Below are 25,905 nucleotides of genomic sequence, written 5' to 3'. Positions count from 1 at the left end.
TTTCTGATCCCCTCCCATGCGGGTTTGCATGGGAGGGGCGATTCTCCCGCCCTGGCTGTGGAGGGAGGGGCCGGCGATCCCCTACAGCGCCGCCGCCAGCCGGGTGCCCTGGTCGATGGCGCGCTTGGCGTCCAGCTCGGCGGCGACGTCGGCACCGCCGATCAGGTGGACGGCGATGCCGGCCGCCTCCAGCGGAGCCTGCAGCTCGCGCAGCGGCTCCTGGCCGGTGCACAGGACGATGCTGTCGACCGCCAGCGTCTGCACCCGCTCGCGCGCCTCGCCAAAACTGATGGTCAGCCCGTCGTCGTCGATGCGTTCGTAATTCACCCCGGCCAGCGCCTGGATGTTCTTCATCTTCAGCTGCGCCCGGTGGATCCAGCCGGTGCTCTTGCCAAGACCGGCGCCGGGCTTGGTCGCCTTGCGCTGGAGCAGCACAATCTCCCGCGTCGCCGGCGCCGGCCGCGGGCGGATGCCGGCGACGCCGCCGCGCGCGTCGGCCGGGTCGGCGACCCCCCATTCGGCCCGCCACAGCGCCGGGTCGAGGCTGGGGGACGGCCCCTCCTCCCCGTGGGCCAGGAACTCGGCCATGTCGAAGCCGATGCCGCCGGCCCCGACCACGGCGACGCGGCGGCCGACCGGCCTCGCTCCGCGCAGCACGTCGATGTAGGTCAGCACCTTCGGGTGCTCCTGGCCTGGAATCTTCGGGTCGCGCGGCACCACGCCGGTCGCCAGCACCACCGCATCGAAGCCGCCGCCGGTCAGCTCCGCCGGCGACACCCGCCGGCCGAGATGCAGCGCCACCCCGGTTTCCGCCAGCCGATGGCGGAAATAGCGCAGCGTCTCGGCGAACTCCTCCTTGCCGGGGATCCGCTTGGCCATGTTGAACTGGCCGCCGATCTCGTCCGCGGCCTCGAACAGATGGACCTCGTGGCCGCGCTCCGCCGCGGTGGTGGCGCAGGCCAGCCCGGCCGGGCCGGCACCGACCACGGCGACGCGCCTGCGCGTGGCTGCCGGGACGATGGTCAGCTCGGTTTCGTGGCAGGCGCGCGGGTTGACCAGGCAGCTCGCCGTCCTGCCGGAGAAGACATGGTCGAGGCAGGCCTGGTTGCAGGCGATGCAGGTGTTGATCGTCTCGGCCCTGCCCGCCGCCGCCTTGGCGACGAAATCGGGATCGGCCAGGAAGGGGCGGGCCATCGACACCATGTCGGCCAGCCCGTCGCCGATCGCCGCGTCCGCCATCTCGGGCGTGTTGATGCGGTTGGTGGTGCAGAGCGGGATCGACACCGCCTGCTTCAGCTTGCCGGTGACCCAGGCGAAGTTGGCGCGCGGCACGCTGGTGGCGATGGTCGGCACCCGCGCCTCGTGCCAGCCGATGCCGGTGTTGATGATGGTGGCGCCGGCCCGCTCGACGGCTTGTGCGAGCTGCACCACCTCCTCCCAGCTGCTGCCGTCGGGGATCAGGTCCAGCATCGACAGGCGATAGACGATGATGAAGTCGCGCCCCACCGCCTCGCGCATGCGCGACAGGATCTCCACCGGGAAGCGCATGCGGTTCTCGTAGGTGCCGCCCCACCGGTCGGTGCGCCGGTTGGTGTGGGTGACCAGGAACTGGTTGATCAGGTAGCCTTCCGACCCCATCACCTCCACCCCGTCATAGCCGGCCTCGCGCGCCAGTTCGGCGCAGCGGACATAGGCGCGGATCTGCCGCTCCACCCCGCGGGCGGTCAGCGCGCGCGGGGTGAAGGGGGTGATCGGCGACTTGATGCGCGACGGCGCCACCGACAGCGGGCTGTGGGCGTAGCGGCCGGCATGCAGGATCTGCAGCACGATCCTGCCGCCTTCGGCATGGACGGCGTCGGTGACGACCCGGTGCGCCCGTGCCGTGCCGTGCCGCGCCAGGGTCGAGCCGAAGGGCGACAGCCAGCCCTCGACGTTCGGGGCGAAGCCGCCGGTCACCATCAGGCCGGCCCCGCCGCGCGCCCGTTCGGCGAAATAGGCGGCCAGCCGCGGGAAATGGCGGCGCCGGTCCTCCAGCCCGGTGTGCATCGACCCCATCAGCACCCGGTTCTTCAGCACCGTGAAGCCGAGGTCGAGGGGGGCGAGCAGATGCGGATAGGGCTGGGTCACGGGATGCTTCCTCCGGCGGTGACGACCGCCGCGTCTGATGGCGCTGGGAACACGGACGATCCGTGACGCGGAGCCTAGTTCAGGTTGACGTAAGCGTCAACCCGGTTCCGCCGGGCCTCACTCTCCGCCTCCGCCCATCGTTCGCCCACCCCGCTTTCCGCTCCGTGAAAAAGCCGTCCGGCGAACTGGCTCAAGGGCCTGCACGGCGGCCAAGCTCCCGACCCAAGGGCCGCCCCTCCATCCGCGGCGGCCGATCACGCAACCCAAACCGCGCAATCCATTCGCGCAGCCGGGAGTTCGGCCATGGTGCAATTCGCCGCCAACCTGACGATGCTCTACAACGAGCATGCCTTTCTCGACCGATTCGCCGCGGCGGCCGACGCCGGCTTCCGGGGCGTGGAGTATCTGTTCCCCTACGACTTCCCCGCCGACGCGCTGGCCGAGAAACTCCGCCAGCACGGGTTGACCCAGGTCCTGCACAATCTGCCGGCCGGCAACTGGGGCGGCGGCGAGCGCGGCATCGCCATCCTGCCCGACCGCGTGCAGGAGTTCCGCGACGGCGTCGCCCGCGCCATCGACTATGCCGGCACGCTGGGCTGCAATCAGGTCAACTGCCTCGTCGGCATCCTGCCGCAGGGCTCCGACGCCGACGCCGCCGAAAGCACGCTGGTCGCCAACCTCGCCTATGCCGCCGACGCGCTGGCCGGGGCCGGCATCAAGCTGCTGGTCGAGCCGATCAACACCCGCGACATCCCGGGCTTCTACCTGACCCGGACGAAGCAGGCGCTCGGCCTGATCGACAAGGTGGGATCAGGCAATCTGTACGTGCAGTACGACATCTACCACATGCAGATCATGGAAGGCGACCTGGCCCGGACCATCGAGGCCAACCTCTCCCGCATCGCCCATGTCCAGCTGGCCGACAATCCCGGCCGCAACGAGCCCGGCACCGGCGAGATCAATTATCCCTTCCTGTTCAAGCACCTGGACGCCATCGGCTACGACGGCTGGGTCGGCTGCGAATACAAGCCGAAGACGGCGACGGACGAGGGGCTCGGCTGGTTCGCCCCCTACAGGACGGAACCGGCGAACGCCTGAGGCACCCCTTACATCACGCGAGAAAGGATCATCGTCATGAAGGTCGGATTCATCGGTCTCGGCATCATGGGCACCCCGATGGCGGGGCATCTGCTGGACGCCGGTCACACCCTCTACGTCCACGACATCAAGCCGGTCCCGGCCGACCTGACCGCCAAGGGCGCCATCCCCTGCCCGAGCGGCGCCGAGGTTGCCGCGGCGGCCGAGGTCGTCATCACCATGGTCCCCGACACCCCCCATGTCGGCGCCGCCCTGTTCGGCGAGAACGGCGTGGCCGCCGGCCTGTCGGCGGGCAAGATCGTGGTCGACATGTCCTCGATCTCTCCCATCGAGACCAAGGAATACGCCAAGCGCATCAACGATCTCGGCTGCTCCTACCTGGATGCGCCGGTGTCGGGCGGCGAGGTCGGGGCCAAGGCGGCGTCGCTGACCATCATGGTCGGCGGCCCGCAGGAGGCCTTCGACACGGTCAAGCCGCTGTTCGACAAGATGGGCAAGAACGTCACGCTGGTCGGCGGCAACGGCGACGGCCAGACCACCAAGGTCGCCAACCAGATCATCGTCGCCCTGACCATCGAGGCGGTGGCCGAGGCGCTGCTGTTCGCCTCCAAGGCCGGCGCCGATCCGGCCAAGGTCCGCCAGGCGCTGATGGGCGGCTTCGCCTCCTCGCGCATCCTGGAGGTCCATGGCGAGCGGATGATCAACCGCAACTTCAACCCCGGCTTCCGCATCGAGCTGCACCAGAAGGACCTGAACCTCGCCCTGAGCGGGGCCAAGGCGCTGAACCTGTCGCTGCCGCACACCGCGAGCTGCCAGCAGCTGTTCAACGCCTGCGTGGCGCAGGGCGGCGGCGCCTGGGACCATTCCGGCATGCTGCGCGCGCTGGAGCTGCTGGCCGGGCACGAGGTCGGGGCGAAGTGAGGGGATGGGGGCGTCGTCGGCTGCCGATGCCCCCACCTGACCTCCCCCGCTCTCAGCGGACCTACGGTCCGCCTGCCGCGTCAGCACAAAGCGTAGCTTTGTGCGAGAGCTGGGCGGGGGAGGGTTGGGGTGGGGGCAACAGGCGCTACCCAGACACCACCCCACCCAAACCATTGGCCCACCCCTCATTTGTGTGCATTCTACCCGCCCAGCCATCCACCAAGCCCGAGCGACCATGACCACCGCCACGAATGCCGACGCCCTGCTCCACGACCTGTTCCAGGCGGCCCTGACCGCGGTGACCGCCGAGACCCGGCTGCCGGCGGCCCTGCCGCAGCCGCCCAAGGGACGCACCGTCGTGATCGGCGCCGGCAAGGCGGCGGCAGCCATGGCGAAGACGGTGGAGGACCATTGGCCGGGACCGCTCACCGGCCTTGTCGTCACCCGCTACGACCATGACCTGCCGACCGGGCGGATCGAGGTGGTGCAGGCATCGCACCCGGTGCCCGACGCCGCCGGCCAGGATGCAGCACGCCGCATCGTCGAACTGGTTCAGGGACTGACCGCCGACGACCTCGTGCTCTGCCTGATCTCCGGCGGCGGCTCCGCCCTGCTGGCCCTGCCGGCTCCCGGCATCGCGCTGGAGGACAAGCGGACGGTCGCCAAGGCGCTGCTGAAGAGCGGCGCCGACATCGGCGAGATGAACTGCGTGCGCAAGCACCTGTCGGCGGTCAAGGGCGGGCGGCTGGCCGCGATGGCCCATCCGGCCCGCGTGGTCTCGCTGCTGGTCTCCGACGTGCCGGGCGACGATCCGTCGGTGATCGCCAGCGGCCCGACCGTGCCCGACCCGACCAGCTTCGCCGACGCCCGCGCCATCCTGGCGAAATACGGCATCACCCCGCCGCCGGCCGTGGCCGCCTTCCTGGAGGCGGCGGCCGACGAGACACCGAAGCCCGGCGACCCGCGGCTGGCCGGCGCCGTCACCACCATCGTCGCCACCCCCCAGGACGCGCTGGAGGCCGCGGCGGCGCTCGCCCGCGACCGCGGCTACAGCCCGGTCATCCTCGGCGACGCCATCGAGGGCGAAGCGCGCGAGGTCGCCAAGGTCCATGCCGGCATCGCCCGGCAGGTCGCCCGCCACGGCCAGCCGGCGCCGGTCCCGGCGGTGATCCTCTCCGGCGGCGAAACCACGGTGACGGTGCGCGGCCAGGGCCGCGGCGGCCGCAACGTCGAGTTCCTGCTGGCGCTGGCGGTGGCGCTGGACGGCCATCCCGGCATCCGGGCCGCCGCCTTCGACACCGACGGCATCGACGGGACGGAGGACAATGCCGGCGCCGTCCTGCGCCCCGACACGCTGAAACGGGCCGAGGCGCTGGGGCTGGATGCCAAGGTCTTCCTCGCGAACAACGACGGCTACAGCTTCTTCAAGGCGCTGGGCGATCTGGTGGTCACCGGGCCGACGCGGACCAACGTCAACGACTTCCGGGCGATCGTGATCGATCCCGCCTGACGTCTCCTGGATAATATCGACTGACAGATATTGACATCTGTCAGTCGATAGCCGATAACCCCTCCATCACGCATCGATGGAGGGACAGATGGACACGCGCACTCTCGGAACCACCGGCCCGGCCGTCTCCGCGCTCGGCCTCGGCTGCATGGGCATGTCGGGCATGTACGGCCCGGCCGACCGGGCGGAGGGCATCGCCACCATCCATGCGGCGCTCGACGCCGGGGTGACGCTGCTCGACACCGGCGATTTCTACGGCATGGGCCACAACGAGATGCTGATCGGCGAGGCGCTGCGCGGCATCCCGCGCGACCGCTTCCAGGTCAGCGTCAAGTTCGGCGCGCTGCGGGGGCCGGACGGCGCTTGGCTCGGCTACGATGCCCGGCCGGCGGCGGTGAAGAACTTCCTGGCCCACACGCTGACCCGGCTCGGGCTGGACCATATCGACGTCTACCGCCCGTCTCGCCTCGACCCGGCCGTGCCGATCGAGGACACCGTCGGCGCCATCGCCGACATGGTGAAGGCGGGCTATGTCCGCCACATCGGCCTGTCGGAGATGGGGGCCGACACCATCCGCCGGGCCGCCGCCACCCACCCGATCAGCGACCTGCAGATCGAATATTCGCTGATCTCCCGCGGGATCGAGGACGCCATCCTGCCGGCCTGCCGCGATCTCGGCATCGGCATCACCGCCTATGGCGTGCTGTCGCGCGGCCTGATCAGCGGCCATTGGACGAAGGACAGCGCCGGGACGGGAAGCGACTTCCGCGCCCACAGCCCGCGCTTCCAGGGCGGCAACCTGGACCGCAACCTGGCGCTGGTCGAGGAGCTGCGCCGGGTCGCCGGGGCCAAGGGGGTCAGCGTCGCCCAGATCGCGATTGCCTGGGTGCTGTCGCGCGGTTCGGATATTGTGCCGCTGGTCGGCGCGCGGCGGCGCGACCGGCTGACCGAAGCGCTGGGAGCCCTGGACGTTGACCTCACCCCCGAAGACCTCGCCGCGATCGAACGGGCTGTGCCCCCCGGCGCCGCAGCCGGCGACCGCTACGCCCCCCAACAGATGGCGATGCTCGACAGCGAGCGGCGCTGAGGGACGGCGTCATGGCTGAGGCGGTGCTGACCCCGGACCGTATCCTGGAAACGGCGGAGGAGGTGCTGCGCCGCTACGGTCCCGCCAAGGCCACGGTGGTGGACGTCGCCCGCGCGCTGGGCGTCAGCCACGGCAGCGTCTACCGCCATTTCCCCAGCAAGGCCGCCCTGCGCGACGCGGTGACGGAACGCTGGCTGGCCCGGGTCTCCGACCCGCTGGCGGTCATCGCCGAGGAGGACGGCCCGGCGCCGGCCCGCCTGCGCCGCTGGCTCGATGCGCTGATCCGGGCCAAGCACAGCAAGGCCGGCGACGATCCGGAGCTGTTCGCGACCTACATGGCGCTCGCCGCCGAAGCACGCGAGGTGGTGGCGGAGCATGTGGCGCATCTGAACGGCCAGCTCGCCCGCATCGTCGCCGACGGCATGGCCGACGGCAGCTTCGCTCGCGGCGACGCCACGTCGGCCGCCCGCGCCCTGTTCGACGCGACGGCCCGCTTCCACAATCCGGCCCACGCCGCCGAATGGGCCTCCCCCGACACCGCCCCGGCCTTCGAGGCGGTGTGGGCGCTGGTCATGCGCGGGCTGGAGGCGCGGGGGTGACGGTTTCCTCCCCCTACCCCGCCTTCTTCATCAGCTGCGAGATGTAGATCCGCGTCAGCGACTTCAGGATCGGCGGCATCGCCATCACCGCGTCGTCGAAGCTGCGGCGGTCGATGACCTCGCAGATGCCGCCGGTGACGGCGACGGCGGTGACGTCGGGCAGGCCGCCGGTCAGCAGATAGATCTCGCCGAACAGGCTGCCCGGCCCGAAGCTGGCGATGTCCTCGCCCAGCGTGCCGCGTCCGGGACGCAGCACGACGCGGCCGGACTGGATCAGGTAGGCGGCGTTCACCGGCTCGTTCGGGCCGAAGAAGACATGCCCCTCGCGGATCATGCGGCGGTCGACCACCTTCTGGAACGAGGTGGTGGAACGGAAATCGACGGCGTTGCCGACCCGCTCGGTCGGCGGCAGGCCATAGCCGCGGCGGATGGCGGAAATCAGGCTCTGCAACAGGTAGGAAGCCAGCGGCGGGCTGCGCTTCAGCAGCCCGCGGAAGGCCTCCCGCGTCACCTCGACGCAAGCGACCTCGGTCAGCGAGCGCACGGTGGCGCTGCGCTCGCCATCGTCGATCAGCGCCATCTCGCCGACCACCGCGCCCTTGCCGACCACCCCCAGCCGGCGGGTGCCGCCGTCGGGCGCCGTCAACAGCACCTCCAGCTCCCCCGATTCGATCAGCCACGCACGGTCGGCATGCTCGCCCTGCCGCATCATCACGGTGCCGGGACCGATGGCGTAGCGCTTGGGACCGGAAGCGGCGGGCTGTGTCATTGGGGCGGCTCGGAGGCAGGCGGGACAGGGCAGGCGATGTGGCAGAACTCCAGTCTACTGTATCGCCGCAAAAGCGTCAGCCTCCCGTCTTCATCACCCCGCGGTCGCGCGCCGGACCGCCGCCATGGCCAAGGAACTGGCGCAGGAAGGCGACCACCTCCGGCGAATCCCATTCGACCGCCCCCTCGACCCGACCCAGCTCCCGCCCCTCCGGATCGACCAGGATCGTGGTCGGCAGGCCGCGCAACGACAGCGTCTTCATCGACTCCGACGCCGGATCGAGGAACAGGGCCAGATGCTCCACCCCCGTCTTCCTGTAGAACGGCTCCACCGCCGTCCGCCCGCCGCGGTCGAGCGACAGCGCCACCACCTGGAAGGCGTCGCCGCCCAACTGCGCCTGGAGCCGGTCGAGCGACGGCATCTCCTTGACGCAAGGGCCGCACCAGGTCGCCCACAGGTTCAGCAGGACGACGCGGTCCTTGAAGTCGGCCAGATCGACCCGCCGACCGTCGGCATCGACGAAGGACAGCGGCGGCATCGGCTTGGGCTCCGCCCCCTTGAACTTCTCCAGCTTGTCCGCGCCGGTGGAGGCCGCAGGCGTGACCGCGGCAGACGCGTCCGGCGTGCCGAGCCGCACCACCTCCGGCGCAGCCGGCGCCGCACCGGCGGTCCACCACAGGCCGGCTCCGGCCATGCACACACAAACCGTTGCGACCGCCGCCAAAGTCCGCATACTCACGCTTCCTCGCTTCCCTTCACCCGCATGCCCCGGTTACCGCCCCCATGAGCGCCGATCAGACCCCGCAGACCAGCCCCGCTGCCGCCACCGCCCCCGCCGCCAGCCAGATGTGGGGCGGCCGCTTCGCGCGCGGTCCCGCCGCCATCATGGAGAAGATCAACGCCTCCATCGGCTTCGACAAGCGGCTGGCCGACCAGGATATCGCCGGGTCGAAGGCCCATGCCGCGATGCTGGCCAAGCAGGGCATCATAACCCAGGCCGACGCCGACGCCATCATCGGCGGCCTCGACCGCGTGAAGGCAGAGATTGATGCCGGCGGCTTCACCTTCAAGGTGGAGCTGGAGGACATCCACATGAATGTCGAGGCCCGGCTGGCCGAACTGATCGGCGAGCCGGCCAAGCGGCTGCACACCGGCCGCTCGCGCAACGACCAGGTGGCGACCGACTTCAAGCTGTGGGTGCGCGACGCCATCGACCGGACCATCGGCGGGCTGACCGCGCTGCAGGCGGCGCTGATCGACCTCGCCGAGCAGCACAGCGGCACGGTGATGCCCGGCTTCACCCATCTGCAGGCGGCACAGCCGATCAGCTTCGCCCATCACCTGCTGGCCTATGTCGAGATGTTCGGGCGCGACCGCAGCCGTTTCCGCGACGCGCGGTGCCGGCTGAACGAATGCCCGCTGGGCTCGGCGGCGCTGGCCGGCACCCCCTACCCGATCGACCGCTTCATGACGGCGGAGGCGCTGGGCTTCAACCGGCCAACCGCCAACTCGCTGGACGCGGTGTCCGACCGCGACTTCGCGCTGGAATACCTGTCGGCGGCGTCGATCTGCGCCATGCACCTGTCGCGCTTCGCCGAGGAGATCGTGATCTGGTGCTCGGCCCAGTTCCGCTTCATCAGGCTGTCGGACGCCTTCACCACCGGCTCGTCGATCATGCCGCAGAAGAAGAACCCCGACGCGGCGGAGCTGGTGCGCGCCAAGGCCGGCCGGGTGATCGGCTCGCTCAACAGCCTGCTGATCGCGATGAAGGGGCTGCCGCTGGCCTACTCCAAGGACATGCAGGAGGACAAGGAGCCGGTGTTCGAGGCCGACGACACGCTGGCGCTCTGCATCGCCGCCATGGAGGGCATGGTGCGCGACATGCAGCCGAACGTCCCGGCGATGCGCGAGGCGGCAGACCGCGGCTTCCTCAACGCCACCGACCTCGCCGACTGGCTGGTGCGGGAGCTGGACATGCCCTTCCGCGAGGCGCACCACGTCACCGGCCGCGCCGTGAAGGCGGCGGAGGACCGGCGCGTCGGCCTGACCGACCTGACGCTGGAGGAACTCCAGGCGATCGAGCCGCGCATCACCGCGGCCGTCTACCCGGCGCTCAGCATCGAGGCCTCGCTGAACAGCCGGACCAGCTTCGGCGGCCCGGCCCCGGTCCGCGTCAAAGAGGCGGTGAAGGCCGCCCGGGAGCGTTTCCTGTGAGCAGCCGTACCGTCACCCTGACGATCCTCGCCCTGGCCGGCGCGTTGGCGCTGGCCGGCTGCGGCAAGAAGCCGAGCTTCGTCGACAGCCCGCGCCCGGAAGGCCAGCCCGACCCGTTCCCGCGCAGCTATCCCAACCCAGACCTCGATCCGAAGCCCGGCAAGCCGGCCGGGTCCGGAGTGCAGTTCCCATGACCGCCCGCACCGGTTCCCCGCATGGTTCGCCCCCCAACGGCTCGGCGATGAGCGTCTTCGCCTATCGCGACGGCGTGCTGCACGCCGAATCGGTGTCGCTGGCGGATGTGGCGCGCGAGGTGGGAACGCCCTTCTACCTCTATTCCACCGCAGCGCTCGAATCCCACTACAACGCCTATGCAGGCGCCTTCGCCGGCCAGGATGCCGGCGTCTGCTATGCGCTGAAGGCAAACTCCAACCTCGCCGTCATCCGCACGCTGGCCCGGCTCGGGGCCGGCGGCGACGTGGTGTCGGTCGGCGAGATGACGCGGGCGCTGGCCGGCGGCATTCCGCCCGAGCGCATCGTCTTCTCCGGCGTCGGCAAGACCCGCGACGACCTGCGCGCCGCGCTGGAGGCCGGCATCCACCAGATCAACGTCGAATCGGTGCCGGAGCTGGAGGCGCTGAGCGAGGTGGCCTCGTCACTGGGCGTGGAGGCTCCCATCGCCTTCCGTGTCAACCCGGACGTCGACGCCAAGACCCATGCCAAGATCGCCACCGGCAAGAAGGAGAACAAGTTCGGCATCGATTACGACCACGCGCGCGAGATCTACCGCCGCGCGGCGGCGCTGCCGGGCATCAAGCCGGTGGCCATCGCGGTCCATATCGGCTCGCAGCTGACCGACCTCGCCCCCTTCCGCGCCGCCTACGAGCGGGTGGCGGCCCTGCTCCACCAGCTGCGCGAGGACGGGCACGACATCCAGCGCCTCGACCTCGGCGGCGGGCTCGGCATCACCTACAGGAACGAGGCACCGCCCGACCTGGCCGACTATGCCGCGATGGTGCGCTCCATCACCGGCAACCTCGGCTGCCGCATCACGCTGGAGCCGGGCCGCTCGCTGGTCGGCAACGCCGGCATCCTGGTCAGCCGCGTCATCTATGTGAAGCAGGGGCTGCACCGCCGCTTCGCCATCATCGACGCGGCGATGAACGACCTGATCCGCCCGTCGCTCTACGACGCCTACCACGGCATCGTCCCGGTCGCCGAGCCGGCCCCCGATGCCGGGCAGGAGCCCTACGACGTGGTCGGCCCGGTGTGCGAGAGCGGCGACACCTTCGCCGTGCAGCGCCCGCTGCCGCCGCTGGCCGACGACGATCTGGTCGCCCTGCTGTCGGCCGGCGCCTATGGCGCGGTGATGGCCTCGACCTACAACACCCGGCCGCTGGTGCCGGAGGTGCTGGTCAACGGCGACCGCTTCTCGGTCATCCGCCCCCGCCCGACGGTGGAGGAGATGCTGGCGGCGGAACGGATTCCCGACTGGCTGTAATACCGGCGGTCATCGATGATGACCGCCGGTATCCGTGGCATAAGGCCCGGGTCGAGGGAATGAAACGCAGCGCCGTCTGTTGCTGCCCCATCGGCCGCTGTGCGAGACTGCGGATCCGGACTGCCGATGGGGCCAACGACGGAATGGCGAATTGAGTCTCCGGACACCGCAAGAGCAGGGAGCCGCCTTCTGGCAGGGCGGCGGCGGAATGGGCGAGCGGGTGCGCGCCCATGACTGGAGCGCCACGCCGCTGGGCGATCCCGGCCACTGGCCACCGGCCCTGCGCACCACGGTCAGCATCGTCCTGAACTCGCAGTTTCCCAAGGCCCTGGTCTGGGGTCCGGGCCTGGTCACCTTTTACAACGACGCCTTCCGCCCGATCCTCGGAGCCAAGCCGGAGGCGCTCGGCCGCTCCTTCCGCGACGTCTGGGCCGAGGCCTGGGACAGCATCGGCCCGCTCGCCGACCGCGCCTTCGCCGGAGAGGCGACCTTCATCGAGGATTTCCCTCTCGTCCTCGACCGCAACGGCGAGCCCGAGCGGGCCTGGTTCACCTTCTGCTACAGCCCGGTGCGGGACGAAAGCGGTGCGGTGGTCGGCATGATCGACACCGTGATCGAGACGACGCGGACCGTGTTGGCCCACCGGACGGCAGCCGAGTTGAATCAACGGCTGGAAGCCGAGGTCGAACACCGGACGCACGAACTGACGGCGACGCAGAATGCGTTGCGCCAGAGCCAGAAGATGGAGGCGATCGGCCAGCTGGCCGGCGGCATCGCCCATGATTTCAACAACATGCTGGCCGTGGTCATCAGTGGCCTGAATCTGCTGCAGCGCCGCCTGGCCCGCGGCGACAGCAATGTCGGTGCCTATATCGACGGGGCGATGGACGGCGCGATGCGGGCGGCGGTCCTGACCCAGCGGCTGCTCGCCTTCTCCCGCCAACAGCCGCTTGCACCGGAGGTGCTCGACGCCAACGGTCTGGTGCGCGGCATGGAAGAGCTGCTGACCCGCACCCTGGGCGAAACCATCGGTATGGAGTTCGTCACCTCGGCCGGGCTGTGGGCGATCCACGCCGACCTCAACCAGTTGGAGAATGTCCTGCTGAACATGGCGGTCAACGCCCGCGACGCCATGCCGGACGGCGGCCGCCTGACCATCGAGACCGCCAACGTCCATGTCGACGACGCCTATGCGGCCGAAGCGGCGATCGAGCCCGGCCAATATGTGCTGATCGCGGTCAGCGACACCGGGGCCGGCATGACGCCGGAGGTGCTGGCGAAGGCGTTCGACCCCTTCTTCACCACCAAGGAGGTCGGCAAGGGCACCGGCCTGGGGCTGAGCCAGGCCTTCGGCTTCGCCCGCCAGTCCGGCGGCCATGTCCGCGCCTATTCGGAGGTCGGCATCGGCACGACGTTCAAGCTCTATCTGCCGCGGTTCTTCGGCGACGCGCGGAAGGCTGCCCCCGCGCCCCTGTCCCGGACGATCGTCAGCCCCACCGGCTCCCCGCGCGAGATCGTGCTGGTGGTGGAGGATGAGGAGCGGGTTCGCAACTTCACGGTCGAGACGCTGCGCGAGCTCGGCTATACCGTGCTGCACGCCTTCGACGGGCCGTCGGCGCTGGAGCTGATCGGAGGAGCGGCCGGGAATGGCCGGGGAGGCGATCCGGCGGGTGATCCTGGCGGGAACGCTCCCCGCCAGGACGTGACCCTGCTGCTGACCGACATCGTCATGCCCGGCATGACCGGGCGCCAGCTGGCCGATGCGGCAAGGACGATATTGCCGGATCTGAAGATCCTCTACACCACCGGCTACAGCCGCAACGCCGTGATCCACAACGGGGTGCTGGATCCCGGCACGAACTTCCTGTCCAAGCCCTTCGCCATCGACCAGCTGGCGGCCAAGGTGCGCAGCGTGCTCGACGCGCCGGACTGACGCCGGTTGCGTCAAATCGGGCGGCGTCAGATCAAGCGGCGGGGAGGGGCGGCGCGTCCGGCATGCCGGTGGAACCGGCCACGCGCGTCACGATGCCGCTCCTGCCGCCACCCGAATCCGCCCGGCCCTCCCCGGTCAGGCGTCCAGGACCTGCCGGCTGTTCTTGACCACCAGCGCCTGGAAATAGGGACCGAGCTTGGCGTCGTCGAAGCCGAAGGCCTGCTGGAACCGGCCGATCAGGTCGCGCTCGCCCTGCTCGGCCTCGCCGTCGGCCATGGCGCTGTCGATCATGTTCAGCAGGATGCACAGCCGCTGCTGCTCGTTCAGCCTGGGCGCGGCCTCGGCCAGGAAATTGTCAGGCGGGGTGCTGCGCGCAAATTTGAAGCAGCGGTCCAGCTCCTCCCGCGTCGCGTTGCGGCCGAGCACCGAGACCAGATGGCCGACCTCCTCCGGATCGATCTCGCCGTCCGATCCCATGCAGTAGATCAACGAGACGACCAGCGCACGCCGCGAAGTCACATCGAACGGCGCATTGCCCTTGAACACGTCGAACAGACCCATAGCAACCTCCCCAAAAGTTCGGATGCTCGCGCATTTGGGCCCATGGGATCAGGCATGCAAGATGGGGGACCGGCCGATTTTCGGCAGCGGCCCGGACAGCGAAGCGGATTGCGGAGCGGGCATCGGTACAAACCCTGAGCCACGCGCCATCGAATCGCACCACCGGCAGTGCCTGAACCATGATAGTTTGAGCCTGAAGCTATCAAGCCGCATCGCGCGCATCGTTCTCAATGGGGGATTTGTGGGACGTTTCGTCCGGGGCGCCCTGGTGGCCGCCGTTGTCGTCGCCGCCTTGGCAGGCAACGCGGCCAACAGGATCCATCACGACTACCGGGACACCCAGCAGCGCCGCTTCGCCATGGTCCGCGACATGGCGCGGCTGGTGGACGACCACGTCCACCGGACCTTGCGGACAGCCGACGTGGCGCTCGACCAGACCGCCGCGATGGTGGCGGAGGCCGGCGGACCGGCACGGGTGCGCGACCTGAAGCATTGGACGCGGCTGCGCGAATACGCCGCCCACATCGAGGGCGCCGATTCGATCTGGATTTATGACGCCGACGGGCGCGCGGTGCTGGAATCGACCAGCTTTCCCAACCGTGCCGCGGCATTCGCCGACCAGCAGGCCCTGCAGGCCCTGCGCAGCGGGACGCGGATGCACATCGGATCGGCGGTGGCCGGCCGGACGGGAAGCCAGCCGCTTGCCTTCCCGGTGGCGCGGCCCCTGCACGACGACGAGGGGCGCTTCGTCGGCGTGGCGGTCGCCTCGATCCGGGTCGACCATCTGACCGACTTCCACACCATGCTGGGATTCGAGTTCGACCCGCTGATCGGCGTCTACCAGCCCGATGGCGACATCGTCGCCCGCCGGCCGGCGACCGAGACGTCGGTCGGCCGCTCGGTCGCCGGCGGCCAGCTGTTCCAGACCAAGCTGCGCGAGGCGCCGGAGGGCCAGTTCCTGCTGCCCTCGATGCTCGACGGCGTGACGCGCGTCGTCGCCTACCGCACGGTCCGCGACTATGGGCTGGTGGTGCTGACCGGCATCGGCCGGGACGAGGCGATGGCGGAATGGCGCGGCCGCAGCATCCAGACCCTGGCGGAGGCCGTCATCGGCCTGTTGGCCATTCTGGCCGCCCTGGCCTGGGGATTGCGTTATCTCGATCGCGAGCGCAAGGCCCAGGTGGCGCTGGCCGAGGCGCGCAGCGCCGTCGAACGGACCAGCGCCGAGCGCGACGAGAGCGCCCGGCTGGCCGCCGCCCTCGACCATGCCCGCGACATGGCGGAAACCGCGCGCAAGGCCGCCGAAGCCGCCAACCGTGCCAAGGGCGAGTTCCTGGCCGGGTTGAGCCATGAACTGCGCACGCCGCTGAACGCCGTGATCGGCTTCGCCGACCTGATCGCCCGCGAGGCGGAAGGGCCGGTGGGCGCGCCGGTCTACCGCCAATATGCCGCCAACGTCCGCGATTCCGGCCAGCATGTGCTGGAGCTGATCAACGAGATCCTCGACCATGCGCGGGCGGAGTCCGGCGCGCTGCGCATCGAGGAGGAGCGCTGCGACCTGGAGGCCGCGGCGGATTTCGCCGTCCGAATGCTGACCCCGCGGGCCGAGCGGGCCGGGGTGCTGCTGTCGGCTGCCGTCGCCCCGGCGGCGCGCTACCTGCGCGGCGACGACCGGCGGCTGCGCCAGATCCTGCTGAACCTGATCGCCAACGGGGTGAAATACACGCCGTCCGGCGGGTCGGTGACCCTGGCGGCGATGCTGGAGGACGGCGCGCCGGCGATCCGCGTCATCGACACCGGGCTCGGCATCCCGGCGGAGGATCTCGACCGCGTGCTGGAGCCCTTCGCCCGGGTCGAGAGCGCCAGCCACCGCAAGATGGAGGGCGCCGGGCTGGGGTTGCCGCTGACCAAGCGGCTGGTGGAGCTGCATGGCGGCACGCTGGCCCTGCGCAGCACGCTGGGCGTGGGCACCACGGTGACGGTGCGCCTGCCCGCAAGCCGGCTGCTGCCGGCGGAGCCGCCGGAGGCCGGCGCCGCCCGGACGGAGGGCGGCACGGCAACGGCCCTGTCCGCCGCCTTCTCTCCCTCCACCCTCTCCCAGTCCATCATCGCCTCCTCCTCCGGCTTGGCCCCGGTGCCGCTCTCCATCCTGCTGGTGGACGACGACCCGACGGTGCGCGACATCGTGGCCGGGCTGCTGCGCGGCTGGGGGCACCGGGTGATCGTGGCGGCCAACGCCAACGAGGCGCTGGTTGTGCTGGACGGGCCCGAGGCGCTGGACCTGATGCTGAGCGACGTCGTCATGCCGCCGGGCATGGACGGCACCGAACTGGCGCGGCAGGCCGCGCGCATGCGCCCCGGCCTGCCGGTCCTGCTGGCGTCGGGCTTCGCCGCCCACGCCGTCGGCAACCCGGCCGCCCTCGGCCCCGACGTCGGGATGATCGCCAAGCCCTTCTCCATCGAGGAACTGCGCCTGCAGCTGTCCCGCATCGCCGGCCAGCGCCCCGCACCGAAGCCAGCCAATCCCGTGGCCAATCCGGCGGCCAATCCAGTCGCCGGCCCGGCCTCCCTTCCGGCCCCTTCCGCGCCGCGGCCGGCCGGGGCGGTGCGCCTGCTGATCGCCGAGGATCTGGCGATCAATCGCGAGCTGCTCGCCGCCCTGTTCCGCGACAGCGGCTATGACGTCGACCTGGTCGCCGACGGTGCGGCGGCGGTGGAGGCGGTGCGGACCGGCGACTACGACATGGTGCTGATGGACGTGATGATGCCGGGCGTCGACGGGCTGGAGGCCAGCCGGGCGATCCGCGCGCTGCCGCCGCCACGCGGCGACGTGCCGATCCTGGCGCTGACCGCCGGCTCGTCCGACGAGGAGCGGCGCCAGTGCCGCGAAGCCGGCATGGATGGGCACATCGGCAAGCCCTATGACCGGGAAATCCTGCTGGGCCAGATCGCCCGCCGGCTGGCCACCGACCGGAACCGGACCGGAACCGCCTGAGAGAGGCCGCCTTTTTGGAGTGCTGCCCGCCCCGCCCCGGGAGAGGCGGGCAAGCCGTCAGGGCTGTTCGAACACCTGCGGGAAATGGGCGAGCCGCCGGCCGAACAGGCCGTGCAGGCCGTCGGTCATGGCCGGCGTCGACCCGACTGGAGCCGATGCCGGCGCGGTCGCCGGCTCCATCGCCGGGACGGCGGCCAGCCCGCGCGCCGCAGCCGCACGGGCGCGGCGTTCGGCCTTCTCGGGCGGCGCATAGAAATGCAGGGTCAGCTGGCCGTCGGCTTCCGCCGCATAGGGCAAGCCGGGAACCGTCCGGCGTTCGGTGCCGGGAAGCACATACTGCTCACCTTGGTCGGTGCGTTCTATATGCGGCATGACCGGTATCCTGTCTCCACAAGATCGATCCTGCCGTTCCCGCCCTTGCGGGTCAAGGCCGCGATGACATCCGGCGGGCCGGGGACGGCGGGTTTTCCGTTCGCCCCGCGTTCGCACCGTGTTCCCCTGGGCCCTGCCCTCGCCCGACCCCCGATTCGCCGCCCCGGCAGGCGACCGCTTACGGACTGAGGATGCCCGATACCAGGAAATAGGAGAGCCAGGCGACGATGCCGGAGGCGGGAATCGTCAGCACCCAGGCCCAGACGATTCGGCCGGCCAGCCCCCAGCGCACCGCCGAGGTGCGGCGGGCGGAGCCGACGCCGACGATGGCGCCGGTGATGGTGTGGGTGGTCGATACCGGAATGCCGAGCCAGGTCGCCCCGAACAGCGTGATGGCGCCGGCGGTCTCGGCGCAGAAGCCCTGATAGGGCTTCAGGTCGGTGATGCGCGAGCCCATGGTGCGGACGATGCGCCAGCCGCCCATCATGGTGCCCAGCCCCATCGCCGCCTGACAGGCGATGATGACCCAGAAGGGAACGTGGAAGCTGTCGCCCAGCATGCCCTGGCTGAACAGCAGAACGGCGATGATGCCCATCGTCTTCTGCGCGTCGTTGCCGCCATGGCCCAGGCTGTAGAGCGCCGCCGAGACCAGCTGGAGATGGCGGAACTGCCGGTCGACCGCGAAGGGCGGGGCGCGGCGCAGCAGCCAGGACACCACCAGCATCAGCAGCAGTGCCAGCAGCAGGCCGATGCCCGGCGACAGCACGATGGCGACCGCGGTCTTGGTGAAGCCGCTGGCGATGATGGCGCCGAGCCCCGCCTTGGCGATGCCGGCCCCGGCGATGCCGCCGACCAGCGCATGGGACGAGGAGGAGGGCAGCCCAAGCCACCAGGTGATCAGGTTCCAGCCGATGGCGCCGATCAGCGCCGCCAGGATCACCGCCGGGTCCATCACCAGCGGATCGACCAGCCCGGTGCCGACCGTGGTGGCGACATGCAGGCCGAAGAACAGGAAGGCGATGAAATTGAAGAAGGCCGCCCACAGGACGGCCAGCTTGGGGGACAGCACGCGGGTCGACACCACGGTGGCGATGGAGTTCGCCGCGTCGTGCAGTCCGTTGATGAAGTCGAAGGCGAGCGCGACGAAGACGATGACGACGATCGCCGGCAGACCGAGTTGCAGGGCCTCCATTACCGCCGCCTCACACCTGGTCGAGCGTGATGCCCGCGACCAGGTCGCCGACGTCGTCGCACCGGTCGGTCACCGCCTCCAGCATCTCATACAGTTCGCGCCGGCCGAGGAAGGCGATCATGTCCGGCTTCTCCGCGATCAGCGCCTTCAGCGCATCGCGCAGCACGTCGTCGGCCTCGTCCTCCAGGTCGGACAGCCGGCCGCAGAGATGGTCGATCCGCTCCGCGTTGCGGGCGATGGCGCCCAGCAGCGGCATCAGCTCCACCAGAACGTCCGCCTGCTGGCGGATCAGCGCGACGAAACGCCGCATCGGCTCGTCGAAATCCTCGACGCCATAGAGGCCGGCATGGCGCGGCACCTCGTCCATCAGGTCGATGGCGTCGTCCAGCGCGTTGATCAGCGACAGGATGTCCGAGCGGTCGAAGGGGGTGATGAAGGCGCGGTGCAGGTCGCGCCCGGCATCCTTGGCGATGCGGTCGGCGTCCTTCTCCACCCGCTTCAGCGCCGCGACCTTCTGCGGACGCTCGTCCGGCGCGGACTCCATCACCGCTTCCAATGCGATGGCGGCTGCGGCGATGTGGCGGGCCTGCTCGACGAACTGGTCGACGAAGCGTTCCTCCTTCGGCATCAGCGAACGGAATGCGCGCAGCAGCATGGGACGGTGTCTCGCGTGGACTGTACGAAATTTCGGCTGCTCTTAGCACGCTTCGCCGGGCAGTGCAGCGGCGGCATGTCATGTAAATGCCATGAAACAGTCATCTGGTAACAAAATCGCCACAGGTCGTTGCCTGGTGCCGCGTTTTCCGGCACCGGCGGAACGGGTCCGCTCCGGGCGCTCCGCCATGGAAAGCACGGCCGCGCCACCCCAAATCCCAGCCGGATATCCGCCGGATCTCCGCCTACCGGCCCCACCCGACCGCAGGTTCCCCCGCAATGACGTGCCCGCCCCTTCCGCTACGCCGCCTTGCCTTGCCGGCTCTGCTGCCGGCCCTCTTGCTGGCCCCCCTGCTGGCAGCGGCACCGCTGCACGCCCAGACGGCCGGCGATGCCGCCGCCGGACGCTGCAGCCCCACCGTCTCGGCCGCGCTCGGCACCTGGGACGCCGGTCTTGCGACCGCTGAGCTGTTCGGCGAAAAGGCGGTGGCGCTCGCCCGTGAGAAGGGACGGGAGTATCTGCTGCCGCTGCTGGGCATCGACCCCAAGACGGCACAGCCCGATGCCAACGGCAGCGGCACCACCGACGACGTCGGCCGCGCGCTGGAGGAAAGCCGCGACGACCCCGAACGCCGCGCCGCACTCTGTGCCGCCATCACCCGCGCCGCCGACGAGGCGAAGACCACCGCCGGCGCCGGCCTCGACGCGCTGAGGCGCGCGCTCGACAACTGGCAGCTGACCCCGGCGCCGGCCACGCCCCCCGCCGCACCGGCTCCGGCACCCTCCAAGCCGGACGGGCTGATCCGGACCTGAGCCGGCCCAGCCCCCTCCGATGTGCAAAACCGCATCCCGCGCAAGAGGGGATTGCCGCGTGAGCCGGCCGGAATTTGCCGCGTCTGCCCCGCGAAACGGTCACAGGCGGAATAAACCGGTCCACCCTATGTTTACGCCCGCAGAGGCCGCCCGCGTCACGCCCCTTCTCCAGGGGCGCCGCGGGTCGAAGGGCCACCATGCGGCGGAACTGCCGGAACGCCCGTCGTGATACGAATGTCCATTTGTCACAGACGAACGTCATAGGCACCGTTGTAGCGGCCGGTCCGAAGGTCTAATCTGTCAGTGTCCCCAACCAATTCCCGAACATGGGAAGGTGCCATCCATGAATCTGAACAGTCTGGCCAGCGACATGGTGAATACCGCTCTGGCCTGTGAAAAGGCGCTCCCCGGTAGGGCGAACGCCGACGAACACGATCTCGCCCGGCACATCCTGGTCGAACCCGACCACGCCTGGCACGTTTGCGAGACCTATGCCCGCGCCGTGCGAATCCCGGTCGAACAGCTCCCGGTCAGCCAGCTGCGCGGTCTCATCAGCGACATTGTCCTGTCGAAGCTTCCCCGTTACGACTGAGTTTCTCGATCCCAGGGCCGGCCCCGTATCCGGCCGACGGCCGGAACGATCCGGGTTCTTCAAATCCCGCCAATCCCTGTTCCGTGGTGCCACCATGGCGATCGAGCTTCATTCCTTCACCGTAACGCTGGCCGTCGCGGATGCGACCGGATGCGCCAGTGCCGCCGAACACCGTGCCCGCGTCTGGAAGGCCGTGTCCGACCTGTCCGCCGCCGTCCGCAATGCCGGCATGGCGACCGAGGCCCGGTTCCGCGGCCAGGACCGCCAGGGCCATGTCCTGTTCGAGGCGACCGACACCGGTGCCGCCTTCCTGCGCGCCCTGCCCGCCATCGCCCGCGTCGACGACGCCCGCATGAATGGCGGACGCGTGCAGCTCCGTCACTGACGGAACCTCCGCCCGGCGCATGAAAAAGGCCCGCCGCTCCGATACGGGGCGGCGGGCCTTTCGTCGTCCAGTTCCCTTCTGACCTCGGCCGGTCGCCCCGGCTGCCGATGTCCCGCCTTCAGCGCGCCCGGTGGCGCAGGGGGCGGACGTTGCTTTCGGTTTCGACCTCGTCGGTCGGGCGCACCTTCTTGAGCTGCACAATGAAGCGCTCGGCACCGTTCTCCATGACGGCGATGCCGGTCAGCCCATGCGCCCAGTCGCAGGGAACGACGTGGATTTCCTTGATGGTGGCGGTGCCGGCCGCAAGCTCCGCACGGTCCAGGACCACGTCCCCGACCCGGAACCCCAAATAGGCGTCGATCAGCATTCTCTTGGGCGTCCGTCTTCCGTTTCTGGCCACGCACCGGGTCCGGCGGCGCGGCCGGACTCCCCATACGATGGACCATCTTGCCACAGATTGGGCTTCAAGCGACGCTTTCCCAGCGGCCTCGACGCAGTAAACCGATGGAGGCCCCGTTTTGTCGCGGGGGGAGCGGTGCGGAAGCGGCCGCCCCCGTCCGAGGGAGGAGACGGAAACGGCCGCTTCGGCGCGTCCCCCTGCAGGCCGGAACCCGCTTCGGGAGCCGGGAACGCCGGCCGCCGCGGCAGCGGCGACCGCGACGGCGGCGTCCGGCACCGACAAGTTAGTTCAACGAACGAATGATCCGCTCCCCCTACCTTCGTTCGGATCTGCACAGTTTTTGAGCAATGGCGGGGCGGGGCATTGTTGGCGGCGACGGCATTGGGCTAGGGTCGGGGAACCGCCCCGTCCCGCCGCCCAGTCGGCGCCGTTTGCCGGCGCCGTTTGCCGGCACCCCTTGCCGGGCGGGCGAGGGGAGCAGTTCCGCGAGAGGTCCGTCCGTCGTGCAGAGTTGGCTGGTGCTGGCCGTGTCGGCGGCCTATCTGGGGGTGCTGTTCGCCATCGCCTGGTGGGGCGACCGGCGGACGGCGGGCGGCACGCTGGTCGCGGCGTCCTCGCGCTCGGCCGGCCTCCTCTACGCCCTGACGCTGTGCATCTACAACACCAGCTGGAGCTTCTACGGCTCGGTCGGGCGGGCATCGGCCAGCGGGTTCGACTTCCTGCCGATCTATCTGGCGCCGATGATCCTGCTGCTGGTCGCCCGGCCGGTGCTGACCAAGACCATCGCCATCACCAAGGCGCAGAACGTCACCTCGATCGCCGACTTCATCGGCGCCCGCTACGGCAAGAGCCAGGCGGTGGCGGCGCTGGTGACGCTGACCGCGCTGGTCGGGGTGCTGCCCTACATCGCGTTGCAGCTGAAGGCGGTGGCGGCCAGCTTCGACGTGCTGACGGCGCCGGCCCTGTCCGGCCCGGGGGTACAGCCGCCGATCTGGGGCGACACCGCCTTCGCGGTCGCGCTGTCGATGGCGCTCTTCACCATCCTGTTCGGCGTCCGCCACATCAACGCCAGCGAGCATCACCGCGGCCTGATGCTGGCCATCGCCTTCGAGAGCCTGGTGAAGCTGACCGTCTTCCTGGCGGTGGCGGCTTTCATCGTCTGGGGCATGTTCGACGGCTACACCGACCTGATCGCGAGGCCGCAGGCCGAACCGCTGCTGTCGCCCGACTTCACCGACCCGACCTGGTGGTCGAACACGGCGATCTCGATCATCGCCTTCCTCTGCCTGCCGCAGATGTACCACGTCATGACGGTGGAGAACGACAACCCCCGCCACCTGCGCGCCGCCGCCTGGATGTATCCCACATATCTGGTGGCGCTCAGCGCGCTGATGATCCCAATCGCCGTCGCCGGGCTGGTGACGTTCGGGGAAGGCGGGGTCAACCCCGACACCTTCATGATCACCCTGCCGATCGCCGCCGGGGCCGGCGGCTTCAGCCTGCTGTCCTTCATCGGCGGCCTGTCGGCGGCCACCGGCATGGTCATCGTCGCCGCGGTGTCGCTCAGCACCATGCTGTGCAACGACGTGGCGATGCCGCTGCTGCTCAGCCGCCCGCGCTTCGCCGCCCGTGTCGGCCGGCGCGACATGGTGGGCACGCTGCTGCTGGTGCGGCGGCTGTCGGTGCTGGGCATCCTGCTGCTCGCCTATGTCATGCACCGGCTGGTCGACCGCGACTATCCGCTGACCGTCATCGGCCTGCTGTCCTTCGTCGCGGTGGCGCAGTTCGGGCCGGCCTTCTTCGGCGGGCTCTACTGGCCGCGGGCCAACCGGGTGGGGGCGCTGGCCGGGCTGGGCGCCGGGTTCCTGCTGTGGGTCTACACGCTGCTGGTGCCGTCGATGGCGCGCATCGTGCCGGTGCCGGAGGCCTTCCTCGACCACGGCCCCTGGGGCATCGGCTGGCTGCGGCCGCAGGCGCTGTTCGGGATCGAGGGGCTGGACCCGATCTCCCATGCCAGCCTGTGGAGCCTGCTCGCCAACGCGATCGCCTTCGTCGCCGGCTCCCTCCTCGCCCGCCCGAGCGCGGTGGAGCGCAGCCAGGCGGTCGCCTACACCACCGCCACCCCGGACGAGGAGGACGAGGACACCCCCAACGCCCCGGCGGGACTGGCGGATCTGCGGGCGCTGGCCATCCGCTTCGTCGGGGCGGAGCGCGGCAACGCAGCCTTCGACGCCTACACCGCCCGGAGCGGCCTGCACCCCGCCGCCGGCGGCAAGCGGCAAGCCGGCCCGGCCGACCTCGACGCCGTGCGTTTCACCGAGACGCTGATCGCCGGCGCCATCGGGGCGGCGTCGGCCCGGGTGGTGATGGCGGCCTCGCTCCAGGGGCGGTCGCCCAACGGCCGCTCACTGTCGCGCGGCGACGCCATGGCGATGCTGGACGAGGCATCGGAGGCGCTGCGCTTCAACCGAAAGCTGTTGCAGGCGACCCTGGAGAACATCGGCCAGGGCATCTGCGTGATCGACGCCGACCACCGCATCGCCGCCTGGAACCATCGCTATCTGGAGCTGCTCGACCTGCCGGCCGACATGGTGCGGGTGGGCGTGCCCTTCGCCGAGCTGATCCGCTTCAACACCGGGCGCGGCGAATACAGCGCCCACGACATGAAGGCGCTGCTGATCAACCGCGACACCGCGACCATGCAATGGCCCTACCGCTACGAACGCCGCCGGCCCGACGGCACGGTGCTGGAGATCGTCGCCAACCCGCTGCCGGAGGGCGGCTACGTCTCCACCTACACCGATGTGACCGAGCGCTACCGCGCCGCCGAGGCGCTGCGCGAGGCGAACGAAAGCCTGGAGCACCGGGTGCGGGAGCGCACCGACGACCTCCAGCAGGCGAAGGCAGAGGCCGAGGCGGCGAATGCCAGCAAGACCCGCTTCCTCGCCGCTGCCAGCCACGACCTGTTGCAGCCGCTGAACGCCGCCCGCCTGTTCGTCTCGGCGCTGGAGGAGAGCATGCGGGAACCGTTGCCGACGGCGGACCAGCGCACGGCCGAATGCGGGATGATCGACAACGCCGCCGCCTCGCTGCGCTCGACCGAGATGCTGCTGGGCGGGCTGCTCGACATCTCCTCGCTCGACGCCGGCAATGTCCGGGTGCAGCTGCGCAGCTTCGCCATCGACGAGCTGCTGGGCGGGCTGGGGGTGGAGTTCTCCGCCCTGGCGCAGGAACGCGGGCTGACGCTGAAGGTGGTCGGCTGCGGCGCGGTGGTGCGGTCCGACCCGCAGCTGCTGCGCCGGGTGCTGCAGAACTTCCTGTCCAATGCCATCCGCTACACGCCGAGCGGCCGGGTGCTGCTGGGCTGCCGGCGGCGCACCGGCGTCGAGGGCAATCCCCTGCAGGGGGACCGGCTGCGCATCGAGGTGTGGGACACCGGCCCCGGCATCCCCGAAGCCAAGCGCCGCGAGGTGTTCGAGGAGTTCCGCCGGCTGGGCGGCGAGAACGGCGCCGGCACCCCGCCGGGACGATTCGAGGACAAGGGGCTCGGCCTCGGCCTTGCCATCGTCGACCGCATCGCCCGGCTGCTCCGCCATCCGGTGACGCTCAACTCAACAGTCGGGCGCGGCACCGGCTTCTCGGTCGAGGTGCCGATGGAGCGGGCGCGGGCCGCCCCGGTCGACCGGCCCGCCGCCAGCCCGGCCGCCGCCCTGTCCGCCGGGCTGCTGGTGCTGTGCATCGACAACGAGGAGCCGATCCTGCTCGGGCTGCGCGCCCTGCTCGGCCAATGGGGCTGCCGGGTGGCGACCGCGTCCGACGTCGCCGGGGCGCTGGCGGCGCTCGCCCCCTTCGACGGCGTGCTTCCCGACGTGGTCTGCGTGGATTATCACATCGGCGTCGGGGGGGGCGGCGAGCAGACGGGGCTTGCGGTTCTGGAACGGTTGCGGGAATTGTGGGACCGTCCGGTCAAGGGGCTGCTGCTGACCGCCGACCGTTCCGAAGCGGTGCGGGCCGAGGCGGAGCGTTGCGGCTGCGGCGTGCTCTACAAGCCGGTGAAGCCGGCATCGCTGCGCCGCTTCCTGAACGGGGCGGCGCTGCAGACGTCGGCATTGCAAACGTCGGCATTTCAAACGTCGGCTGTGACCGAACGATAAGGCCGGAACCGGGCAAGAAGCCGGGCGG

Annotated in this window: 22 protein-coding genes; 14 read left to right on the top strand and 8 right to left on the bottom strand. The window is 70.3% G+C overall.

The genetic code is table 11. The annotated features are described in order from the left end of the window. Positions 1-81 precede the first annotated feature (81 nt). On the bottom strand, positions 82-2,127 hold the full coding sequence (locus ABMY26_RS34595) for an FAD-dependent oxidoreductase (RefSeq protein WP_372399971.1): 2,046 nt from the start codon (positions 2,125-2,127) through the stop codon (positions 82-84). A gap of 303 nt (positions 2,128-2,430) precedes the next feature. On the opposite strand from ABMY26_RS34595, the gene hyi reads away from it, so the two are divergent. From hyi to ABMY26_RS34570, 5 genes are all read left to right on the top strand, one after another. Next, positions 2,431-3,225, top strand: coding sequence for a hydroxypyruvate isomerase (gene hyi, locus ABMY26_RS34590; RefSeq protein ID WP_372399970.1), 795 nt, complete (start codon positions 2,431-2,433; stop codon positions 3,223-3,225). A 36-nt stretch (positions 3,226-3,261) separates the two neighbouring features. Continuing rightward, a complete protein-coding gene (gene glxR / locus ABMY26_RS34585; RefSeq protein WP_372399969.1) occupies positions 3,262-4,146 on the top strand; it encodes a 2-hydroxy-3-oxopropionate reductase in 885 nt (294 codons plus the stop codon). 235 nt (positions 4,147-4,381) lie between these two features. Continuing rightward, the gene (locus ABMY26_RS34580) at positions 4,382-5,656 is read left to right on the top strand and encodes a glycerate kinase (RefSeq protein ID WP_372399968.1); all 1,275 of its coding nucleotides are present in this window, start codon (positions 4,382-4,384) and stop codon (positions 5,654-5,656) included. Positions 5,657-5,744: 88 nt separating this feature from the next. After that, on the top strand, positions 5,745-6,743 hold the full coding sequence (locus ABMY26_RS34575; RefSeq protein ID WP_372399967.1) for an aldo/keto reductase: 999 nt from the start codon (positions 5,745-5,747) through the stop codon (positions 6,741-6,743). Between the two features lie 11 nt (positions 6,744-6,754). Next, entirely contained in the window at positions 6,755-7,342 is a 588-nt protein-coding gene (locus ABMY26_RS34570; RefSeq protein WP_372399966.1) for a TetR family transcriptional regulator, read from the top strand. 13 nt (positions 7,343-7,355) lie between these two features. On the opposite strand, the gene ABMY26_RS34565 is transcribed toward ABMY26_RS34570, so the two are convergent. Together ABMY26_RS34565 and ABMY26_RS34560 are read right to left on the bottom strand one after the other, a co-directional pair. Next, positions 7,356-8,111 carry a cyclic nucleotide-binding domain-containing protein gene (locus tag ABMY26_RS34565; RefSeq protein WP_372399965.1) on the bottom strand — a complete coding sequence of 252 codons (756 nt, stop codon included), beginning with the start codon at positions 8,109-8,111 and terminating at the stop codon, positions 7,356-7,358. Positions 8,112-8,187: 76 nt separating this feature from the next. After that, positions 8,188-8,805, bottom strand: a complete 618-nt coding sequence (locus tag ABMY26_RS34560; RefSeq protein ID WP_372399964.1) for a TlpA family protein disulfide reductase — start codon at positions 8,803-8,805, stop codon at positions 8,188-8,190. An 89-nt stretch (positions 8,806-8,894) separates the two neighbouring features. Here ABMY26_RS34560 and argH point away from each other — a divergent pair, with 89 nt between their 5' ends. The 4 genes from argH (at position 8,895) to ABMY26_RS34540 (ending at position 13,759) form a co-directional block, all read left to right on the top strand. After that, positions 8,895-10,325: an argininosuccinate lyase gene (argH, locus tag ABMY26_RS34555; protein ID WP_372399963.1), complete on the top strand. Its 1,431-nt coding sequence runs from the start codon at positions 8,895-8,897 to the stop codon at positions 10,323-10,325. After that, positions 10,322-10,519, top strand: a complete 198-nt coding sequence (locus tag ABMY26_RS34550; protein ID WP_372399962.1) for a hypothetical protein — start codon at positions 10,322-10,324, stop codon at positions 10,517-10,519. The genes argH and ABMY26_RS34550 overlap by 4 nt, the downstream gene beginning before the upstream one ends. Positions 10,520-10,566: 47 nt before the next feature. After that, a complete protein-coding gene (gene lysA / locus ABMY26_RS34545) occupies positions 10,567-11,826 on the top strand; it encodes a diaminopimelate decarboxylase (RefSeq protein ID WP_045583935.1) in 1,260 nt (419 codons plus the stop codon). 151 nt (positions 11,827-11,977) lie between these two features. After that, on the top strand, positions 11,978-13,759 hold the full coding sequence (locus ABMY26_RS34540) for an ATP-binding protein (RefSeq protein ID WP_372399961.1): 1,782 nt from the start codon (positions 11,978-11,980) through the stop codon (positions 13,757-13,759). Positions 13,760-13,894: 135 nt separating this feature from the next. Here ABMY26_RS34540 and ABMY26_RS34535 read toward each other — a convergent pair whose 3' ends face one another. Beyond that, complete coding sequence (locus tag ABMY26_RS34535; protein ID WP_372399960.1) at positions 13,895-14,320, bottom strand: TerB family tellurite resistance protein; 426 nt, start codon at positions 14,318-14,320, stop codon at positions 13,895-13,897. Positions 14,321-14,561: 241 nt separating this feature from the next. On the opposite strand from ABMY26_RS34535, the gene ABMY26_RS34530 reads away from it, so the two are divergent. Continuing rightward, entirely contained in the window at positions 14,562-17,315 is a 2,754-nt protein-coding gene (locus ABMY26_RS34530) for a response regulator (RefSeq protein ID WP_372399959.1), read from the top strand. Between the two features lie 57 nt (positions 17,316-17,372). Here the strand turns inward: ABMY26_RS34530 and ABMY26_RS34525 are convergent, their stop codons facing one another. From ABMY26_RS34525 to ABMY26_RS34515, 3 genes are all read right to left on the bottom strand, one after another. After that, positions 17,373-17,687: a hypothetical protein gene (locus ABMY26_RS34525; RefSeq protein WP_372399958.1), complete on the bottom strand. Its 315-nt coding sequence runs from the start codon at positions 17,685-17,687 to the stop codon at positions 17,373-17,375. Between the two features lie 178 nt (positions 17,688-17,865). Then, entirely contained in the window at positions 17,866-18,879 is a 1,014-nt protein-coding gene (locus tag ABMY26_RS34520; protein WP_372399957.1) for an anion permease, read from the bottom strand. Positions 18,880-18,889: 10 nt separating this feature from the next. Continuing rightward, positions 18,890-19,534, bottom strand: coding sequence for a DUF47 domain-containing protein (locus ABMY26_RS34515; protein WP_372399956.1), 645 nt, complete (start codon positions 19,532-19,534; stop codon positions 18,890-18,892). 278 nt (positions 19,535-19,812) lie between these two features. Here ABMY26_RS34515 and ABMY26_RS34510 point away from each other — a divergent pair, with 278 nt between their 5' ends. From ABMY26_RS34510 to ABMY26_RS34500, 3 genes are all read left to right on the top strand, one after another. After that, complete coding sequence (locus ABMY26_RS34510; RefSeq protein ID WP_372399955.1) at positions 19,813-20,346, top strand: hypothetical protein; 534 nt, start codon at positions 19,813-19,815, stop codon at positions 20,344-20,346. Positions 20,347-20,689: 343 nt separating this feature from the next. Next, on the top strand, positions 20,690-20,938 hold the full coding sequence (locus tag ABMY26_RS34505; RefSeq protein ID WP_372399954.1) for a hypothetical protein: 249 nt from the start codon (positions 20,690-20,692) through the stop codon (positions 20,936-20,938). Positions 20,939-21,032: 94 nt separating this feature from the next. Further along, the gene (locus tag ABMY26_RS34500) at positions 21,033-21,323 is read left to right on the top strand and encodes a hypothetical protein (RefSeq protein WP_045583505.1); all 291 of its coding nucleotides are present in this window, start codon (positions 21,033-21,035) and stop codon (positions 21,321-21,323) included. Positions 21,324-21,441: 118 nt separating this feature from the next. Here the strand turns inward: ABMY26_RS34500 and ABMY26_RS34495 are convergent, their stop codons facing one another. Then, positions 21,442-21,690 carry a hypothetical protein gene (locus ABMY26_RS34495; protein WP_045583506.1) on the bottom strand — a complete coding sequence of 83 codons (249 nt, stop codon included), beginning with the start codon at positions 21,688-21,690 and terminating at the stop codon, positions 21,442-21,444. 536 nt (positions 21,691-22,226) lie between these two features. Here ABMY26_RS34495 and ABMY26_RS34490 point away from each other — a divergent pair. Next, positions 22,227-25,877: a PAS-domain containing protein gene (locus ABMY26_RS34490; protein ID WP_372399953.1), complete on the top strand. Its 3,651-nt coding sequence runs from the start codon at positions 22,227-22,229 to the stop codon at positions 25,875-25,877. Positions 25,878-25,905 lie beyond the last annotated feature (28 nt).

This window comes from Azospirillum sp. HJ39 (assembly GCF_041507355.1).
In the GTDB taxonomy this organism is placed as follows: Bacteria; Pseudomonadota; Alphaproteobacteria; order Azospirillales; family Azospirillaceae; genus Azospirillum; species Azospirillum thiophilum.
Note: the sequence above shows the minus strand (reverse complement) of the source record. Positions and strands in the feature narration are given on the sequence as shown.

Excerpts from the sequence above, each read along its gene's own strand:
- ABMY26_RS34510 (WP_372399955.1), top strand. The coding sequence starts at position 19,813 with ATGACGTGCCCGCCCCTTCCGCTACGCCGCCTTGCCTTGCCGGCTCTG.
- ABMY26_RS34535 (WP_372399960.1), bottom strand. The coding sequence starts at position 14,320 with ATGGGTCTGTTCGACGTGTTCAAGGGCAATGCGCCGTTCGATGTGACT.
- ABMY26_RS34500 (WP_045583505.1), top strand. The coding sequence starts at position 21,033 with ATGGCGATCGAGCTTCATTCCTTCACCGTAACGCTGGCCGTCGCGGAT.
- ABMY26_RS34525 (WP_372399958.1), bottom strand. The coding sequence starts at position 17,687 with ATGCCGCATATAGAACGCACCGACCAAGGTGAGCAGTATGTGCTTCCC.
- ABMY26_RS34565 (WP_372399965.1), bottom strand. The coding sequence starts at position 8,111 with ATGACACAGCCCGCCGCTTCCGGTCCCAAGCGCTACGCCATCGGTCCC.
- ABMY26_RS34505 (WP_372399954.1), top strand. The coding sequence starts at position 20,690 with ATGAATCTGAACAGTCTGGCCAGCGACATGGTGAATACCGCTCTGGCC.
- ABMY26_RS34575 (WP_372399967.1), top strand. The coding sequence starts at position 5,745 with ATGGACACGCGCACTCTCGGAACCACCGGCCCGGCCGTCTCCGCGCTC.
- glxR (WP_372399969.1), top strand. The coding sequence starts at position 3,262 with ATGAAGGTCGGATTCATCGGTCTCGGCATCATGGGCACCCCGATGGCG.
- argH (WP_372399963.1), top strand. The coding sequence starts at position 8,895 with ATGAGCGCCGATCAGACCCCGCAGACCAGCCCCGCTGCCGCCACCGCC.
- ABMY26_RS34570 (WP_372399966.1), top strand. The coding sequence starts at position 6,755 with ATGGCTGAGGCGGTGCTGACCCCGGACCGTATCCTGGAAACGGCGGAG.
- ABMY26_RS34515 (WP_372399956.1), bottom strand. The coding sequence starts at position 19,534 with ATGCTGCTGCGCGCATTCCGTTCGCTGATGCCGAAGGAGGAACGCTTC.
- lysA (WP_045583935.1), top strand. The coding sequence starts at position 10,567 with ATGAGCGTCTTCGCCTATCGCGACGGCGTGCTGCACGCCGAATCGGTG.
- ABMY26_RS34520 (WP_372399957.1), bottom strand. The coding sequence starts at position 18,879 with ATGGAGGCCCTGCAACTCGGTCTGCCGGCGATCGTCGTCATCGTCTTC.
- ABMY26_RS34495 (WP_045583506.1), bottom strand. The coding sequence starts at position 21,690 with ATGCTGATCGACGCCTATTTGGGGTTCCGGGTCGGGGACGTGGTCCTG.
- ABMY26_RS34580 (WP_372399968.1), top strand. The coding sequence starts at position 4,382 with ATGACCACCGCCACGAATGCCGACGCCCTGCTCCACGACCTGTTCCAG.
- ABMY26_RS34560 (WP_372399964.1), bottom strand. The coding sequence starts at position 8,805 with ATGGCCGGAGCCGGCCTGTGGTGGACCGCCGGTGCGGCGCCGGCTGCG.
- hyi (WP_372399970.1), top strand. The coding sequence starts at position 2,431 with ATGGTGCAATTCGCCGCCAACCTGACGATGCTCTACAACGAGCATGCC.